Annotated in this window: 12 protein-coding genes, 1 tRNA gene and 1 pseudogene; 9 read left to right on the top strand and 5 right to left on the bottom strand. The window is 70.5% G+C overall.

Going from position 1 to position 16,471, the window contains the following annotated elements; translation table 11 throughout:
* Nucleotides 1-16: 16 nt before the first annotated feature.
* Both B0I28_RS24285 and B0I28_RS24280 read right to left on the bottom strand, forming a co-directional pair.
* The gene (locus B0I28_RS24285; RefSeq protein WP_106366445.1) at nucleotides 17-892 is read right to left on the bottom strand and encodes a phosphotransferase; all 876 of its coding nucleotides are present in this window, start codon (nucleotides 890-892) and stop codon (nucleotides 17-19) included.
* 21 nt (nucleotides 893-913) lie between these two features.
* Nucleotides 914-1,615: a siderophore-interacting protein gene (locus B0I28_RS24280; protein ID WP_106366444.1), complete on the bottom strand. Its 702-nt coding sequence runs from the start codon at nucleotides 1,613-1,615 to the stop codon at nucleotides 914-916.
* A gap of 54 nt (nucleotides 1,616-1,669) precedes the next feature.
* Between B0I28_RS24280 and B0I28_RS24275 the strand changes: the two genes are divergently transcribed.
* Nucleotides 1,670-4,231 (top strand): GNAT family N-acetyltransferase, encoded by a 2,562-nt coding sequence (locus tag B0I28_RS24275; protein WP_106366443.1) that lies wholly within the window; start codon nucleotides 1,670-1,672, stop codon nucleotides 4,229-4,231.
* 63 nt (nucleotides 4,232-4,294) lie between these two features.
* Here B0I28_RS24275 and B0I28_RS24270 read toward each other — a convergent pair whose 3' ends face one another.
* Nucleotides 4,295-5,314: a pectate lyase family protein gene (locus B0I28_RS24270; protein WP_181245942.1), complete on the bottom strand. Its 1,020-nt coding sequence runs from the start codon at nucleotides 5,312-5,314 to the stop codon at nucleotides 4,295-4,297.
* A 203-nt stretch (nucleotides 5,315-5,517) separates the two neighbouring features.
* On the opposite strand from B0I28_RS24270, the gene B0I28_RS24265 reads away from it, so the two are divergent.
* The 8 genes and pseudogenes from B0I28_RS24265 (at nucleotide 5,518) to B0I28_RS24235 (ending at nucleotide 13,388) form a co-directional block, all read left to right on the top strand.
* Nucleotides 5,518-6,858, top strand: a complete 1,341-nt coding sequence (locus B0I28_RS24265; RefSeq protein ID WP_146148225.1) for an ABC transporter substrate-binding protein — start codon at nucleotides 5,518-5,520, stop codon at nucleotides 6,856-6,858.
* Entirely contained in the window at nucleotides 6,855-7,814 is a 960-nt protein-coding gene (locus B0I28_RS24260) for a carbohydrate ABC transporter permease (protein ID WP_219926966.1), read from the top strand. The genes B0I28_RS24265 and B0I28_RS24260 overlap by 4 nt, the downstream gene beginning before the upstream one ends.
* A gap of 10 nt (nucleotides 7,815-7,824) precedes the next feature.
* Entirely contained in the window at nucleotides 7,825-8,721 is an 897-nt protein-coding gene (locus B0I28_RS24255; RefSeq protein WP_106366440.1) for a carbohydrate ABC transporter permease, read from the top strand.
* Nucleotides 8,722-8,731: 10 nt separating this feature from the next.
* Nucleotides 8,732-9,568 (top strand): annotated as a pseudogene (locus B0I28_RS28690) (glycoside hydrolase 43 family protein); the annotation flags it as partial.
* Between the two features lie 568 nt (nucleotides 9,569-10,136).
* A tRNA-Leu gene (locus B0I28_RS27490) sits at nucleotides 10,137-10,199 on the top strand.
* Nucleotides 10,200-10,346: 147 nt separating this feature from the next.
* Nucleotides 10,347-11,234, top strand: a complete 888-nt coding sequence (locus tag B0I28_RS24245; RefSeq protein ID WP_106366439.1) for a DUF6807 domain-containing protein — start codon at nucleotides 10,347-10,349, stop codon at nucleotides 11,232-11,234.
* 70 nt (nucleotides 11,235-11,304) lie between these two features.
* Nucleotides 11,305-12,198, top strand: a complete 894-nt coding sequence (locus B0I28_RS24240) for a DUF6807 domain-containing protein (RefSeq protein ID WP_106366438.1) — start codon at nucleotides 11,305-11,307, stop codon at nucleotides 12,196-12,198.
* Nucleotides 12,195-13,388: an ROK family transcriptional regulator gene (locus tag B0I28_RS24235; RefSeq protein ID WP_106366437.1), complete on the top strand. Its 1,194-nt coding sequence runs from the start codon at nucleotides 12,195-12,197 to the stop codon at nucleotides 13,386-13,388. The genes B0I28_RS24240 and B0I28_RS24235 overlap by 4 nt, the downstream gene beginning before the upstream one ends.
* A 489-nt stretch (nucleotides 13,389-13,877) precedes the next feature.
* On the opposite strand, the gene B0I28_RS24230 is transcribed toward B0I28_RS24235, so the two are convergent.
* Nucleotides 13,878-15,467, bottom strand: a complete 1,590-nt coding sequence (locus B0I28_RS24230) for an HNH endonuclease signature motif containing protein (protein WP_106366436.1) — start codon at nucleotides 15,465-15,467, stop codon at nucleotides 13,878-13,880.
* A 280-nt stretch (nucleotides 15,468-15,747) separates the two neighbouring features.
* A complete protein-coding gene (locus B0I28_RS24225; RefSeq protein ID WP_106366435.1) occupies nucleotides 15,748-16,401 on the bottom strand; it encodes an NUDIX domain-containing protein in 654 nt (217 codons plus the stop codon).
* Nucleotides 16,402-16,471: the final 70 nt, after the last annotated feature.

The raw sequence follows: 16,471 nt of genomic DNA, 5'->3' as shown, positions 1-16,471 counted from the left end.
GCGACGATCGGGCTGGTCAATCGCTTTGCGCGGCGTGGAGGTGGTGGAAGGCCCGCACTTGAGCGGCGGCGTACGCGTCTTCGGGGTCGACGCCGGTGGTGCGGTGGCGGCAGATCTCCGCGCGGAGGCCCTCACGGATGAGGGGGATGAGGAGGGCCCGGTCGAACGGGCGGCCGGTGGCCGTCTCGTAGGTCTGGAGGAACGACGTTGCGGCGGCGTGCCGGAGGGCGTCGCCGTCGGAGTGCTTGCACAGTTCCCAGACGGTCCAGGCGAATTCGCGTTCGGGGTGGTCGATGCGGAGTTCGTCCCAGTCGATGAGGCCGCGGATCGCGTCGTCGGCGCAGATCAGGTTGCGGCGGTAGAAGTCGCCGTGCAAGGGGACCGGGCGCCCGCGGGTCCGCCGCCATGCGGCGAGGGCGTCGTCCAGGGCGGGGTCGCGGAGGTCAGGCCAGTGCGGGCAGTCGGTGCAGCGGCGGGGCGGGTTCGGGCGGGGAGCGTCAGGCAGCGATTCGGCCGCGAGGTGGAGGCGGGCCAGGAGGTCGGCGGCGCGGGTTCGAGCGGCGGGGTCGTCGCGGTCGAGGTGGGTGCCGTCGATCCAGGGCCACACCGAGACCGGGCGGTCGTGCCAGTCGGCGGTGGTGCGGCCGCCGCGGGTGCGGAGCGGGGGCACCGCTTCCGGGACGACCGCCGCGAAGCGCCCGACGAGGTCGTGGACCCATTCGAGGTCGGTGCGGAACGCGGGGCTGGCGCGGATGGCCAGGCCGCCGTGTTCGCGAGTGCTCCAGATGTCGCACTCGTCGCCCAGGCCGCGAACGGGATCGGCGCTGGCGATGCGCAGGCCGAATTCGTCGGCGAGGAGCGCGCGCAGGGAGTCGTCGAAGGGGGCGGTCATCCTTGCAGGCTAGTGCCCGCTTCAGCGCCAGTAGGCCATTGAGTGGAGGCGGTCCTTGGGGACGGCGAGGTCTTTGCGGGCGAAGGCGGTGAGGGCGCGGGTGGTGCGGGCTTCGCAGGTTATCCACAGGTATGTGGACGGCGTGACGAGGGGCGGGAGGGCGGTGCGGACGGCGGTTTCGAGGGCGGTGCCGTCGCCGCGGGGGACCAGGTGGAGGTCGTGGACGTCGCGGGCGCGGAAGGGGAGGTCGTCGTCGCTGGTGGTCTCGAACCAGATCGTGGCGGGGGTGTCGGGGAAGGCGTCGAGGAGGGAGTTGATCGCGGGGAGCGAGGCCGGGTCGCCGACGAGGAGGAGGCGCTCGGGGAACGGGTCGGGGGTGGTGAAGGCGGTGCCGTAGATGGTGGCGGCGATGGCGTCGCCGGGGGCGGCCGTCTCGGACCAGTTGCTCGCGACGCCGTCGTGGAGGGCGAACTCGATGTCGAAGGTGCCGGCCTCGGGGTCCGGGTCGACGAGGGTGTAGCCGCGCTGGTGGGGCTTGCCGTCGGCCTCGAACCAGAGGCGGACCCACATCGTGGGGTGGACGCCGAGCTCGGAGAGGAGCCCGCCGTCGGTGAACGAGAGCCTCCGGTAGCGGGGTGCGACCTGTTCCGCGCCGGTGACGGTGAACTTGAAGTCCTTGGCGCGCAGCAGCTTCAGTACGGCGCCTTCCCAGCCCTTGCCCATGCCGGTCCTCTCGAAACTAGGGGTTCTCGTTAGTTAGGCTAGACTAACCTAATTATGAGGTTCGAATGCTACCGGGATTCCTGGGGGATCCCGCACCTGCGGGCGCCCGACTCGACGGCGCTCGTCTTCGCCCAGGGCTGGAACGCCGCCACCGACCGGGCCTGGCAGCTGGAGCTGCTCCGGCGTCGTGCGACGGGGACCGCCTCGGAGGCGCTCGGGAGCGAGTGGGTCCACTGGGACCGGTTGACGAGGCAGGTGCGCGTCACCACCTCGGCGCGAGCGGCTTTCGATCGGCTTGACTCTTCTACGCGGGAATGGGTCTCGGCGTTCGTCAACGGGGTCAATTCGGTTGGGACTTACTCGGATTGGGAGCCTTGGACGCCTCTCGCCGTATGGCACGCGGAGCACCTGACGTTCGGGTCCGGGTTCCCCGCCAAGATCTGGCGGCAGCGGGTCCGCGAGACGCTCGGGGCCGATGCCGTCTCGCGGTTCGCCATGGACGGGCCCGAGCCGGTCGGGTCCAACGGGTGGTTGATTTCGGGAGGCCTGACTGAGTCGGGCGCTGCCATCGTCGCCGGGGACCCGCACCGGTTCATTCAGCTTCCCGGGTCCTACCAGCAGATTCGACTCTCGTGCGATGAGTTCGACGTCGTCGGGCTCGCCATGCCCGGCATCCCCGGGATCGCTCATTTCGGCCATACCGGCTCCGTTGCCTGGGGCATCACCAACGCGATGGCCGATACCTCTGACTTGTTCCAGGAGCAGTTGCGGCGCAATGAGGATGGATCGGTAGAGGCGTTCGGGCCCGACGGGTGGGAGGCTGTCTTCTCCGCTACCGAGTCCTTTGCGGTGGCCGGGGGCGAGGATCACGTTGTCGAGATCCTGGAGACCGCCCGCGGACCGATCGTCGGGAAAGGGCCCGAAGGCGTGGTGAGCCTTCGCGGGCCCGTCACGGCTGGGGCCGATCTCGGGTTCGCCGCCGTGCCGAAGCTGCTGCGGGCCCGCACCGTGGCCGATGTCGATGCCGCACTTGACGACTGGGTGCTCCCGGTCAATGTCGTCATGGCCGCCGACACTCAGGGCGGGCTCCTGCACCGAGCCGCCGGGAAGGTGCCCGCGCGCGACCTGGAGAACCGCAAGTACCCCGTCCCCGCCTGGGACGCACGCTACGCCTGGCACGGCTGGGAGCCCATGCCCCGCAAGGATGTCGGGCAGGTCGCGACCATGGCGAACGACCGCGGCGTCGCCGCCCCGCTCGGGGTCGAGTTCTGCCAGCCGTACCGGGCCGACCGCATCCGCGACCTCCTCCAGGAGCGGACCGACTGGACCGCACCGGACATGGCACGCATCCACACCGACACCCTGCTGCCCTCGGCCTGGATCGTCCTCGACCTGCTGCCAGCGCTCAAGCTCGGCCCCGAAGGCCGCGGCCTCCGGGAGCGGCTGCTGCTGTGGGACCGGCACATGGACGCAGGCAGCACCGAAGCCGCCGCGTTCGCGCGCGTCAGGGCCGCGTTCATCGAGCGGCTCGCCGGGCTGCCGGTGTTCGCGCCGCTCACCGAGCCGACAGCGTATTCGCCGTTCTTCGCCGGTTGGCTGGCCCTGGTGCCGCGCATCGCGTACGCGCTGGAGCACGTGCTCGCCAGCGGCCTGATCGGCGACGAGGAGCGCGACGCCGCGCTGGCCGCGGCCGTCGAGGAGGTCGCCGCGCGCGAGCCGGTCGAGTGGGGCGAGGTGCATCGGCTCGCGCCGTGGCACGACGCCGCGCCGGGTGAGGACGCGGTCGAGCCGATCGGCGGCATGGGCGGGGACGCCGACTGCGTGCTGTCCACCGCGGGCGGCCTCGGGGCGAGCGAGGACTTCCTGCGCGGGCCCGCCGCGAGGTGGGTGTGGGATCTCGCGGACCGCCGGAACAGCCGTTGGATCGTCCCCTTCGGATCTTCGGGGGAGCCCGGGGCGCATCAGCGGGACCAGTTCCCGCTGTGGCGGCGCGGGGAGCTCGTGAGGATCGAGACCGATTGGCACGCTTTGGAACTGGAGTACCGCATGATCGACCGGCCCGCAGTGTTCGAGGAGCGGGTGGAGGGCTTCGGGCGCATCGCGATCGTGCCCGTGCGGCCCGCCGAGGACCTCGACCTGATCTACGGCTGGGTCACCGAGGAGCGCGCGAAGTTCTGGGGGATGACCGAGCACTCCAAGGACCATGTGCTGGAGATCTACGAGTACCTCGACTCGCTGGAGACCCATCATGCGTTCCTGGTGCTGCGGGATCGGACGCCCATCGCCCTGTTCCAGACCTACGAGCCCGCCGCCGACCCGGTCGGCGAGTGCTACGAGGTCGAGCCCGGCGACATCGGGGCGCACCTGCTCGTCGCGGGGGCGAACGGGCGGGCCCGGCCCGGGTTCACCGGGGAACTCATGGGGGTCCTCGCGCAGTACCTGTTCGCCGACCCCGCGCATCGGCGGATCGTCGTGGAGCCCGACGCGAGGAACGCGCAGGCCGCGGCCCGCATGCGCCGCACCGGGTTCGCGCTCGGGCCGGAGATCCAGTTGGGGGACAAGCGCGCTCAGCTGGCGTTCCTGCGCCGCGAGGACGCGCCCTGCCGGCTGAAGTGAAGCGATGGATGAGCGGCGGCCCCAACCCCAGGGCCGCCGCTCGCGGTTCAGCGGCGGTGCGGCTCAGGTCCCAATACCGGGCTGCGGGCCGCTGAACCGGCTCAGGAGGGCCGGCACCGCGCGGGCGGGGTCGAGCCGGTAGTCGTAGAAGTCGCGCGGGTCGAAGCCCTCGCCCTGGGAGGTGACGAGCCCGTCGTCCCAGGTGCAGTCGACGGTGACGTTGCCGCGCTGCACGAGTTCGCCGTCGATCGTGTAGTACGGGTTGTGGACCCGCTCGTAGAAGCTGTTCTCGATGACGCCGTTGGAGAAGCCGCGCACGTAGTTCCCGTACGCGCTGACGTCCTGCAGCAGGTTGTTGTACATGTGCAGGTTCGCGATGTTGTCGGCGCTCGGGTTGCGCTGCACGGTGTCCTTGAACCAGTTGTGGTGGATGGTCATCTGCGAGGTCACGTTGGGCGTCCAGCCGATGCCGAACGTCTTGTTGTTCTCCCACAGGCGGTTCCACGAGACGGTGAGGAACGTGGTGTCCTTGCGGGAGTCGATGAGCCCGTCGTTCATGCGGGTCAGCGTGTTGTGGTCGATCCAGACGTGGTCGGCGGTGTCCATCTGGATCGCGTCGAAGTCGAACTGCTTGTCGTCCGGGTCGTCCTCGGGCATGAGGGTGTCGCGGATCGTCAGGTTCCGGATGATGACATTGTGGACGCCCGCGGCGAGGAAGAAGCCGCCGCCGACGATCTCGCCGCTGGTGCCGACGCCGACGATCGTCTTGTTGGAGGCCACGCGGATCTCGGTGCCGCGCGGGGCGATGTCGATCGCCGCCGCCACGCGGATGACGTAGGGGTCCGCGGCGGTCGCGTACGCGTTCAGGTCCTCCTGCGTGGTGACCGTGACGACCGCGCCTCCGGCGCCGCCGGTGGTCGGCCCGCGGCCGAGGCCGGGGAGGGACGCGAAGCCGTCGGCGCGGTCGGACCAGGGGCGTCCGGCGGCCTCCGCGGCGGCGGGCAGGCCTGCCGCGAACGTACCGGCCACGGCGGCCGCGCCGAGGGCGCGGCGGGTCAGTCTCGTTGTCTTCCAGGGGTTCACGCGAGGCTCCTTCGACTCGGGGAGGGCGAGGTCAGGGAGCAGTCTAAGCAGGTCGATTGATTATGGTCAATGGATTGCCCTAATCTCGGATTAATTTTTTTCATGACTTGACATAACCTCGGACGGGGTCGTAACCTGAGCGCCCAACCATCGAGTCCGATCGATACGCCGGACACGGGTGTCCGCGTGAAGGGACCGCAAGCGTGACCACAGCACAACCCCCCTCCACCCCTCGGCAGGCGGTCAGCCGCCGCAACCTCATGAAGGCCGGCGGCCTCGGCCTCGCCGCCGTCCCCGCGCTCGCCGCCTGCGGCCGCGGCTTCGGCGGCGGCGGGGACGGCGACTCCGGCGACGGCGTCACCCTCAACATGGTCTGGTGGGGCGACGCCGTCCGCGCCGAGAAGACCCAGGCCGCCCTCGACGCCTTCATGGAGCAGCACGAAGGCGTCAAGATCGAGGTCGAATACCAGGACTCCGGCCCCTACCAGGACAAGCTCGCGACCCGCTTCGCCGCGGGCGACCCGCCCGACCTCATGGCCATGCGCATGGACTCGCTCCGCGAGTACGCCGACCGCGGGGCCCTCCTCGACCTCAACGAGTACGCCGGGGACCTCGACCTCAGCGGCCTCAGCGACAACGCCGCGACCATCGCCGAGGTCGGTGACAGCATCTACGGCGTCCCCGCGGGGCTCAACACCGTCGGCTTCGTCGTCAGGCAGGACTTCGCCGAGCGGTACGGCGTCGCCGTCCCCGACGGCGACACGTGGGGCTGGGAAGACCTGGCCGCCTTCGCGACAGCGATCACCGACGCCAGCGGCGGCGAGGTCTACGGCACCGGCTTCGAGGCCCAGACCCTCGCGAACATCCTCGTCTTCACGCGCCAGCGCGGCGAGGACTTCTTCACCGAGGACGACCGGCTCGGCGTCACCGCCGCCACCGTCCAGGCCTGGTTCGAGATGATCAACGGGATGCGCGCCGACGGCGGCTTTCCGCCCGCCGGGTTCTTCGAGAACATCGGCGGCTCGGCAGACCAGTCCTACATCGCGCAGGGCAAGCTCGCCTCGCAGATCATCCCCACCAACAACTTCCTCGGCTACAACGAGGCGTGCGGCGGGACGCTCGCGCTGCTGCGCATGCCCGGCGAGACGCAGGGCGCGCGCCGCGGCCAGTCGGTCGACTGCCCGCACCTGTGGTCGGTCGCGTCCGAGTCGGAGCACCCGGAGACGGCGCTGAAGCTGCTGGACTTCCTGCTCAACGACCCGGCCGCGTCCCTCGCGACGGGCACCACGCGCGGCGTCCCCGCGAACGCCGAGGTGGCCGAGGAGATCAAGTCCTCGCTGGAGCCCGACGACCAGCTCGCCACGGACTTCCTCATCTCGCTCCAGGGCGAGGACCTCCCGCGCTCGCTGCTGTACCCGCCCGGCGGGTCGGCCGTGTTCGACTTCCTCGACGCGCTGGCGGTCGAGGTCGAGTTCGGGCGCGTCGGCCCGGCCGACGCCGCCGCGCAGTTCATCGAGCAGGCCGAAGGGGCCATTGCAGGGTGAGCACCGAGACCGCCGTCATGCCGGAGGCGGACGTGCCGCCGGCCCCGGGAGACGGGCGCCCCTCCGCAGGGCGCCTCCGGGGCCGGCGGGCGCGTAAGGACCGCGCCGGCTACCTGTTCCTCCTCCCGTGGTTCATCGGGATGCTGTTCACCGTGGTGCCGTTCTTCGCGTCGCTGTACCTGGCGTTCACGGACTACAACCTGCTGAACAGTCCGAAGTGGATCGGGTTTGAGAACTTCACCGCGATGTTCCGGGACCCGGTGCTGCTCAAGTCGTTGCAGGTCACGTTCGTCTACACGTTCGTGTCGGTGCCGCTGTCGCTGGCGGCGGCGCTGGGCGTGGCGATGATCCTGAACAAGGGCATCAGGGCGCTCCCGGTGTACCGGGCCGTGTTCTACCTGCCCTCGCTCCTCGGGGCGTCGGTGGCCGTGGTCCTGCTGTGGCGCTACGTCTTCGGGCTCGACGGGATCGTGAACGCGTTCCTCGGCTGGTTCGGGGTGCCCGCGATCGCGTGGACCTCCGACCCCGACTACGCGCTGACGACGCTCATCATCCTGCATATCTGGACGTTCGGTTCGCCGATGGTGATCTTCCTGGCGGGCCTGCGGCAGATCCCGGTCATGTACTACGAGGCGGCGGCGGTCGATGGGGCGTCGAAGTGGCGCCGGTTCCGCTCGATCACGCTGCCGCTCTTGAGCCCCATCATCTTCTTCAACCTGATCCAGTCGCTCATCGCGTCGTTCCAGACGTTCACGCAGGGCTTCGTGATGAACGACGGCGGCGGCGGTCCGGCGAACTCCACATTGTTCTACAACTTGTACCTGTACCAGCAGGGCTTCAACCAGTTCAACATGGGCTACGCCTCGGCGATGGCCTGGACCCTGCTGGTCATCATCGCCGCGTTCACCGCCCTGACGTTCTTCTCCGCGAAGTACTGGGTCAACTACGACAACTGAGGCCGCATCGATGACAACGACCTTGCAATCCCCGAAGGCGCGGCGCCCGGACGAGGACGCGCTGATCGAGCGGTTCGGTTCGAGCCGCAAATCCCGCTTCGCCAGGCACCTCGCGCTGTGCCTCATCGGCCTGTTCATGATGTACCCGCTGCTGTGGCTGGTGTCGAGCTCGGTGAAGCCGAACGGGCTGATCTTCTCGGACCTGTCGCTGTGGCCGGCCGAGTGGAGCCCGCAGAACTACGCGGACGGGTGGACGGCCCTGGAGTACGACTTCGGGGTCTACTTCTCGAACTCGATCGTCATCGTGGTGCTCAGCATCGTGGGGAACCTGTTCTCGTGCTCCCTTGCGGCGTACGGGTTCGCGCGGCTGAACTTCACCGGGCGCAAGCTCTTCTTCGCGCTCATGCTCGGGACGATGATGCTCCCGGGGCACGTGCTGCTCATCCCGCAGTACATCCTGTTCGCGAAGCTCGGCTGGCTCAACACGTACTACCCGCTGCTGGTGCCGAACTTCCTGGCCACCAACGCGTTCTACATCTTCCTGATGGTGCAGTTCATGCGCCAGCTCCCGCAGGAGCTCGACGACGCGGCCCGGATCGACGGGTGCGGGCCGTTCCGCACGTTCTGGAGCATCATCCTGCCGCTGTGCCGCCCGGCGTTCGCGACGACCGCGATCTTCACGTTCATCTCGGTGTGGAACGAGTTCTTCGGGCCGCTGCTGTACCTGACGGACCCCGAGCTGTACACGGTGCCGCTGGCGCTGCGGCAGTTCGTGGACTCGGAGGGCCAGTCGCAGTGGGGGCAGATGTTCGCGATGTCGGTGCTGTCGCTCGCGCCGATCATCGGCTTCTTCATCGCCGGACAGAAGTACCTGGTCAAGGGCATCGCCACGACCGGGCTCAAATAGAAGGAACGCCTTGACGAATCCGCTCCACGCCGACGTCCGCGGAGGCGCGGCTCCGATATGGACCGCCGACCTCGGCGACGGCACGTACCGCAACCCGGTCCTCAACGCGGACTGGTCCGACCCCGACGCGGTCCGGGTCGGCGACGACTTCTACCTGACCGCTTCCAGCTTCCACCGGGTGCCGGGCCTGCCGGTCCTGCACAGCCGGGACCTCGTGAACTGGACGGTCATCGGGCACGCGCTCACGAGGCTCGTGCCGGAGGAGGACTTCCGGACGCCGCAGCGCGGCGGCGGCGTCTGGGCCCCGGCCCTGCGCCACCACGCGGGCCGCTTCTGGATCGTGTACCCGGACCCCGACCGGGGCCTGTTCGTCACGAGCGCCAAGAACCCGGCCGGGCCTTGGAGCGAGCCGCTGCTGCTGAAGGGCGGCAAGGGGCTCATCGATCCCTGTCCACTGTGGGACGAGGACGGGTCGGCATACCTGGTGCACGGGTGGGCCAAGAGCCGGTCCGGGATCAACAACCGGTTGACCGTGCACCGCATGAGCACTGATGCGACCGAGTTGCTCGACGAGGGCGCGGTGGTGATCGACGGCGACGCGCTGGACGGGTACCGGACCCTCGAAGGCCCGAAGTTCTATAAGCGCGACGGCTGGTACTGGATCTTCGCCCCTGCGGGCGGGGTCGCGCAGGGCTGGCAGTCGGCGTTCCGGTCCCGGGACCCGTTCGGGCCGTATGAGGACCGGATCGTGCTCGCGCAGGGCTCGACGTCGGTGAACGGGCCGCACCAGGGCGCGTGGCTGGATACGCCCGACGGCACGGACTGGTTCCTGCACTTCCAGGACAAGGGGTTCCTGGGGCGGGTGGTCCACCTCCAGCCGATGCGGTGGAGCGAGGATGGCTGGCCCGTGATCGGCGACGGCGGCGAACCGGTGGCGGTGCACGCCAAGCCGATCCAGGGCGAGCCGGTGGCGGCGCCCGCCGCGGCGGACGACTTCGCGAACGGCATCGGACTCCAGTGGAGCTGGCAGGCGAACCCGGAGCCGCACTGGATCGAGTCGGCGGGGGTAAAGGGCGGTGGATTGCGGCTGAAGTGCGTGCCCGGACCGGCCGATCTGCGGTTCCTGCCGAACCTGCTGGGGCAGCTGCTGCCGAACGACGACTTCCGGGCCGAGGTCGCGGTGTCGCTCGACGACGCCGCACCCGGGGACCGGACCGGGCTCGCGATCGTGGGCGACACCTATGCGTGGATCGGCTTGGAGCGCAAGGAGAACGGGACCTTCCTCGTGCACCGCACTGCGGAGGACGGCGTCGAGACCGATGCGGCCGAACCGGTGGCGGTCGACGGAGCGGCTACGCTTGCGGTGGAGGTCGAGCCCGGAGGCCAGTGCCGCTTCGCCGCGTGGAGCGGAGACGACTCCAACCGGCAGAGAAGACGGATTCAAAACCCGTACATTGTGGGTTCGAATCCCACCCGGGCTACCGATGCGGCGCTTGTCGGCGAACCGTTCCAGGCCACCGAAGGGCGGTGGGTCGGGGCCGCGCTCGGGTTGTTCGCGAGCGGTGCGGGGGACGGCGGCTCTGCGGCGTTCGGGCCGTTCAGCGTCGAGGCGCGGTCGGGTGACCATGGATGAGCAGGTCACGCTCGTCCAGACGCATCCGCTGAGCCTCGGCGGCGCCACGGTCGCGGAGTACGTGTGGCGACCGCACCTGCCGAGCCTGCTGTCGCCGCGGCCGTACCTCCACCCCGTGCGGACCCTCGCCGGGACCGAGGTCACCGAGGCCATGCCCGTCGACCACCTCCACCACCTGGGCGCGAGCGTCGCCGTCCCGGACGTCGGCGGCGTCAACTTCTGGGGCGGGCGGACTTACGTGCGCGGCAAGGGGTCCGTGCCGCTGCCGAACCACGGCGTGCAGCGCCACCACCGCTGGGAGGCCCGGACCGACGCCGTGCTCGCGCACGAGCTGCGGTGGGTCGGGCCCGACGGGGCGACGGTGCTCCGCGAGCGGCGCAGGATCGCCGCCCGGCCGCTCGACGACCGGGCGTGGGCGCTCGACTTCCGGTACGCGATGCACAGCGCCGCGGCCGGGCCGCTGGAGTTCTCCAGCCCGGGGGCCAAGGGCCGCATCGGGGCCGGGTACGGCGGGTTCTTCTGGCGCGCGAACCGCGGCCTGCGGAGCGTGCGCCTCCTCGGGCCCGGCGGCGAGGGGGCCGCGCGGCTGCACGGGTCGCGGGGGCGGTGGGTCGCGCTCAGCGCGAGCGGGCCCGACCCGTGGACGCTCGTATTCATCGACGTTGCGGCCCAAGGGGACCCGTGGTTCGTGCGCGGCGACGACTACGTGGGGGTCGGCGCGTCGCTGGCCTGGGCGGAGGCGTTCTCGGTCGCGCCGGGGGAGGGTCCGCGGCGACGTATCATCACGGTAGTCGCGGACGGCGCGCTCGGGCCCAGGGAGACAGCGGACCTGGCGGCGTCGGTGTCCGCGGCCTCGGCGGAGCCGGATCGTGGATCGTAGATCCTATAGGATATCGGATCCGGGGCCCGGTATCGTACGGCCGGGACCGGCCGTTCTCTTGGGAGGCGCAATGGAGCACTCCGGCACGACGGGCTCGGTGGTCGCCGAACGGCCCGACGCCTTGGCACTGCACGTCGACGGCCGTGAGGTCGCCAGCTACGTGTGGCGCTCGCACCTGCCCGCCTCCACCGCGCCCCGCCCGTACCTCCACCCCGTGCGCACCCTCGCGGGCACCGTCGTCACCGACGCGCGCCCCCACTCGCACACGCACCAGCTCGGCATCAGCATCGCCGCGCCCGACATCGGCGGCCGCAACTTCTGGGGCGGGCGCACCTTCGTCGCCGGGCACGGCCCGGCCTGGCTCGACGACCATGGCGCGCAGCAGCACCGCCGCTGGCTGCGGCACACCGAGTCCGAACTCGCGCACACCCTCAACTGGGTCGACCGGGACGGCGCCGAACTGCTCTACGAGCGCCGCGAGATCGCCTGCCACCCCCTCTCTCCCGGAGCCTGGACGCTCTCGGTCCGCACGAGGCTACTCAACGCCACCGACAATCCGCTCCAGATCCGCAGCCCCGCGGCCCTCGGCCGCGTCGGCGCCGGCTACGGCGGGTTCTTCTGGCGCGGGCCGTCCAGGTCCGAGCGGGTCCGCGTGCTCAGCTCCGCCGGGGACGGCGAGCGCGCCGTCAACGGCACCACCGCCGAATGGGTGGCCGTCTCCGGTGCTGGACAAGGGGGGTGGACCGTCGTGTTCGCGCCCGCTGATGCGATCACCGCCGCCGACCGGTGGTTCGTGCGCTCGCGCGACTACCTCGGCGTGGGGTCCTCGCTCACTTGGGACCGTCCACTGGTGCTGGAGCCGGGCGGCGCGATCGCACGGCATATCCTCGCAGTCGTGGCGGACGGCACTCTCGACTCGGACGCGGCCGGCGCGCTGGCCGCGTCGGCGCGGTCCGCGCCGTGACCGGCGACCCCGCGCGCCAGGAGCGCCTCCGCGAACTCAACCTGGGCCTGGTGTTCCGCGAGGTCCTCGCCGCCGACGCGCCGCTCTCGCGCACCGAGCTGGCCGCCGCGACCGGCCTGACCCGCCCCACGATCACCCGGATCGTGGAAGAGCTGCTCGCCGGGCGGCTCGTCACCGAGACCGGCACCAACCCCGACGGCCGCGCCGGGCGCCCCCGCGTCGGGCTCACCCTGTCGCGCACCGGACCCGCGGGCCTCGGGCTCGACATCCGCTCGGACGGGCTCGCCGCGTGCGTCGTGGACCTCGCCGGACGGGTGCGGCACCTCGCGTTCGCGCCGCTCACCGACACCGACGCGCCCGCGGTCCTCGAACGCCTGGGCCGCATGGCAGCTGAGGCCGTCACGGCCGCCGCCGCCGAAGACCTCACCGTGGTCACCGCGACGCTCGCCGTCCCCGGACCCGTCGACGGCGGGATCGTGCGCACCGCGCCCGCGCTCGGCTGGCGCGACGTTCCGGCCGCCGACCTCCTCGACGCCGCGCTCTCGGGCCTCGGCCTGGCGACCGCCGTCGACTCGGAGGCGAACCTCGCCGCCCGCGGCGAGCTCCACGCCACCGGCGCCGACCGCGCGCTCACTCACTTCGTCTATGTGTCAGGCGGACTCGACATCGGCGCGGGCCTCGTCATGGACGGCCGCCTCATGCGCGGCGCCCGCGGCTGGGGCGGCGAACTCGGCCACGTCACCGTCGACCCCGAAGGCAAGCCGTGCCGGTGCGGCTCGCGCGGGTGCCTCCAGACCTATGCGAGCCTGCCCGCGCTCCTCGGCGGCGAGGTCGTCCCGGCCGGGGCCAGCCCCGAGTCCGTGATCCTCGGCCGCGCCGATGCGGGCCGCCCCGAGACCCTCGCGGCCCTCGACGCCGCTGCGAGCGCCCTCGGCGTCGCGCTCGCGAACGTGTGCAACCTCCTCGGGGTCGACACGGTGTTCCTCGGCGGCAGCTTCGCGCTCCTGGACTCCTGGCTCTCCGCGGGCGTGCAGGCGGAACTGTCCCAACGGGTCCTGTTCGCCGACTGGGCCCCCGTCACCGTCCGGCCCGCGACCATCGGCCCCGACGCCGCCGCGATCGGCGCGGCCCTCGCCGTCGTCGACCGCGTCAGCGCCGACCCGTCCGCCTGGCTCGCCGCCAACCGCTAGACGGAAGCGACCCCTCCCTCGGTTCGCATCATCAGGACTTCGGTTGGTCCTTGCAGCGACATCCCGCCATGAAGGAGGTCGCGCCAGCTTGCATCTGGTCGCCTCTGACATGGGAGTTCTCGTATTTCAGGTGAATGTGGTGGCGGCTGTGGCGGCTCCGGCGGAAGGTGTGGGAGATAGTCCGGGGCTTGGATGCCGGGTCTGGATTGATGCACGGGGACGCCGACCTTCTCAGTGTCCTGGGTTGGATTGCGGCTTCGCTGGAGGATGGTTTCTCCGGTCAGGGCGGGCGGCGACAAGGGGGTGGGTGGTGGGGCGGGGTCTGGTGCTGTGGCTTTGGGGTGTGTTGGGGTGCGGGTTGTTTGGCGGCGACGGAGTGGTGTGGGGGCGGGCCAAGCTTGGACGCCGGGCCTGGGGTTTTGATGTGCCTGTGCTTGTGCCTTCGCTTTCCTTCTCCCGCCCTGGTTGGGTGGTCCGGGGCGGGCGGGTTCAGAAGGGCGGGTCTTCTGGGCTGCCGGTCGGGATCGGTTCCCGATGGCTGGCCGCAGGCGGGGGCGGTCCGGTCGGCCTGCTCGCCTTGGCCGGTGCAGGCTCTTTGGCCTGGGGTGTGAAGCGTGTTCGGCATTTGGCTCTGGCTGCCCGGATCGAGGCGAGGGCTCTTTGCCGTTCGGCCTGTTCGGCTCGTGCGTCGAGGTCGGGTTTGAGGGTGGGGGACCATTCGGTGCGGTAGAGGCCGGTCGGGAACACATCCCAGTCCGTGTCCTGGTTTTCGGTGTCCATGTCCGCATCGGTGCGCCAGTCGGAGCATCCGCATTCCCTGGCCTGCCCGGCCCCGGTGTCATCACCGGTGGCGGGGTGGTCGTGGTGGGTGATGGTCGCCTGGCCGGGGCCGGTCTTTTCGATCGTCCAGCCGGTGGTGTGGATGCGGCCGTGGTGGAACCGGCACAGGAGGATCAGGTTGTCGGCACTGGTGTCGCCGCCGTCGGCCCAGTGCTGGATGTGGTGGGCTTCGGTCCAGGCGACCGGGCGCGAGCAGCCCGACCAGGCGCACCCTTCCCGCTGCTCCAGTTCGAGCTTGCGGCGCAGCGCGGCATTGGGGAGGCGGGCGGCCCTGCCGAGTTCGATTGCCTCGCCGGTCGCGTAGTCGAAGACGCCGGGGATGATCCCGGCTTCGCATGCCATCAGGCGGGCTTTGGCGACCGAGACGGGCTGGCCTTCCAGGAGGGGCGTGCGGCCGGTGTCCTTGCCCTGCAGGGTGTCGATGTCCACCATGAGGTCCAGGGTGGCGGTGTGGCCGTGGCGCTTGACTGCGTCGGGGCTGGTGCCGTAGCTGGCGAGGAGTTGGTGGAGGGCTTCGGCGTGCCGGTTCGGCTGCGCCGGGAGCACCCCGTCGAGGTCTTGTTCGTCTTGGCGGGGCGGGGGGCAGGCGGTCTTGAGGTACTTGTCGAGGAGTCTGCCGGTGTCGCCGGAGAGTTCGCCGGAGAGGGCCCACATGCCGTTGTCGGTCTCGGCCAGTTCGATCCATTGGAGGGACTGCTGGCCGAGGGAGTCGAGGAGTTCGGACTCCTCGGCCAGGTGGGCGGCCAGTTCATCAAGGTGCCGCTGGAGGTCTTTGAAGGGGGCGTGCTGGCAGTACTGGGCGATCAGGTGTTCGGGTGTCGCGCACAGCACCGCAGGATCGAAGGGGGAGGCCACGGGGGTGCGGAAGGGGGTGAGGGCGAACAGGCGCATCGCAGGGGACCGGTCGAGTTGCCTGACGGCGTAGGCGACCTGGTCGATTCTGGCCTGCCCGGAGACGGCTGCTTCGACGAGTGCCCGGAATTTGGTGGAGAGGCGGGCGATGGCGGCGATGTCGGCGGCGGTGCGGTGGGTGAAGTCGAAGGTGGAGATGAGCCAGTCGCGCAGGGCGGAGAAGCCGAAGGCGGTGCGGTGGAGGTTCGCCTGCTTGGCGTCGATGACCGCGGCGAGGACCTGGGCGTACTGGGTGTTGACTACCGTGGCGGCGCCTTCGAGGAGGGTCTGGATGGTCTGGGCCTGGTCGCTTGCGCTGGTGCGGGCTTCGATCGTATTGGCCGCCATCGGGATCACCCCCTCGCCTGTCGCTGTTCTCGAATGTGTCGCCTGTTTCCGTCTGCCTGTTCGATGAACGTGCTTCAATTGTGACGCTGTGTGCTAAAGTGCGTCAACACCCAGAAGGGTGATCTTTGGTGAGGAAGTTTCATCCAGCCCCGGCCGCACCACCGCTCTCTTTCCCTCCCGCCCGCCCCCGGACCCCAAGGCCGCCAACCCGACCCAAGCGCAATGGGACCTCTTCGTCGCTGCCCGCACTAGCCAGCACCCCACCGGACCAGAGAGTCAATCACTTGAGCAGCCCTTCCAGTGCGGCCCACTGGAGGAGCATCACCGTCTTCGCGTCGGCGATCTCGCCGGTGCGGACCATGCTGAGCGCCTTCGCGAACGGCAGCTCCACGACGGCGATGTCCTCGCCCTCCTCGGCGACGCCCGCGCGGTCGGCGAGCGGGGACGACCCGTCGTACGGGGCCGCGAAGCAGTGCAGGCGCTCGGTGACCGAGCCGGGGGACATGTACGGCGCGAACACGCGCTGCGGCTCGCCGATCGCGAGGCCGGTCTCCTCGGCGGCCTCGCGGCGGATCGCCTCCTCGGGCGCGTCGCCGTCGAGCAGGCCCGCCGGGACCTCCAAGAGCATCCCGTCGGGGTGCCCGTTCACATACGCGGGCAGTCGGAACTGGCGCGTGAGGACGACCGTGCCGCGCCCGGCGTCGTAGAGGAGGACCGCCGCGCCGTCGCCGCGGTCGTAGGTCTCGCGCTGCTGCCGGGTCCAGGTACCGTCGGGGCCGCGGTAGTCGAACGTGGTCTTGCGCAGCACGTACCAGTCGCTGGAGAGCAGCTCGACGTCGACGATGCGCACGTCCGGGTTCCCGTCCAGGCCCCGCCCCTGCCGGTCGAGCCCGGTGCGGCCGCGGCGGTCCGGGGTGTCGATCCCTGCGGTCATCGCGATGCCTCTTTTCGATAATGTGTGAATACGTTTGATTTTGATGATACTGCGGGGATTCCTCGGCGGC

Origin of the sequence: Glycomyces artemisiae (assembly GCF_003002955.1) — a bacterium.
Taxonomy (GTDB): domain Bacteria; phylum Actinomycetota; class Actinomycetes; order Mycobacteriales; family Micromonosporaceae; genus Glycomyces; species Glycomyces artemisiae.
This window is presented reverse-complemented; position numbering and strand designations above follow the sequence as displayed.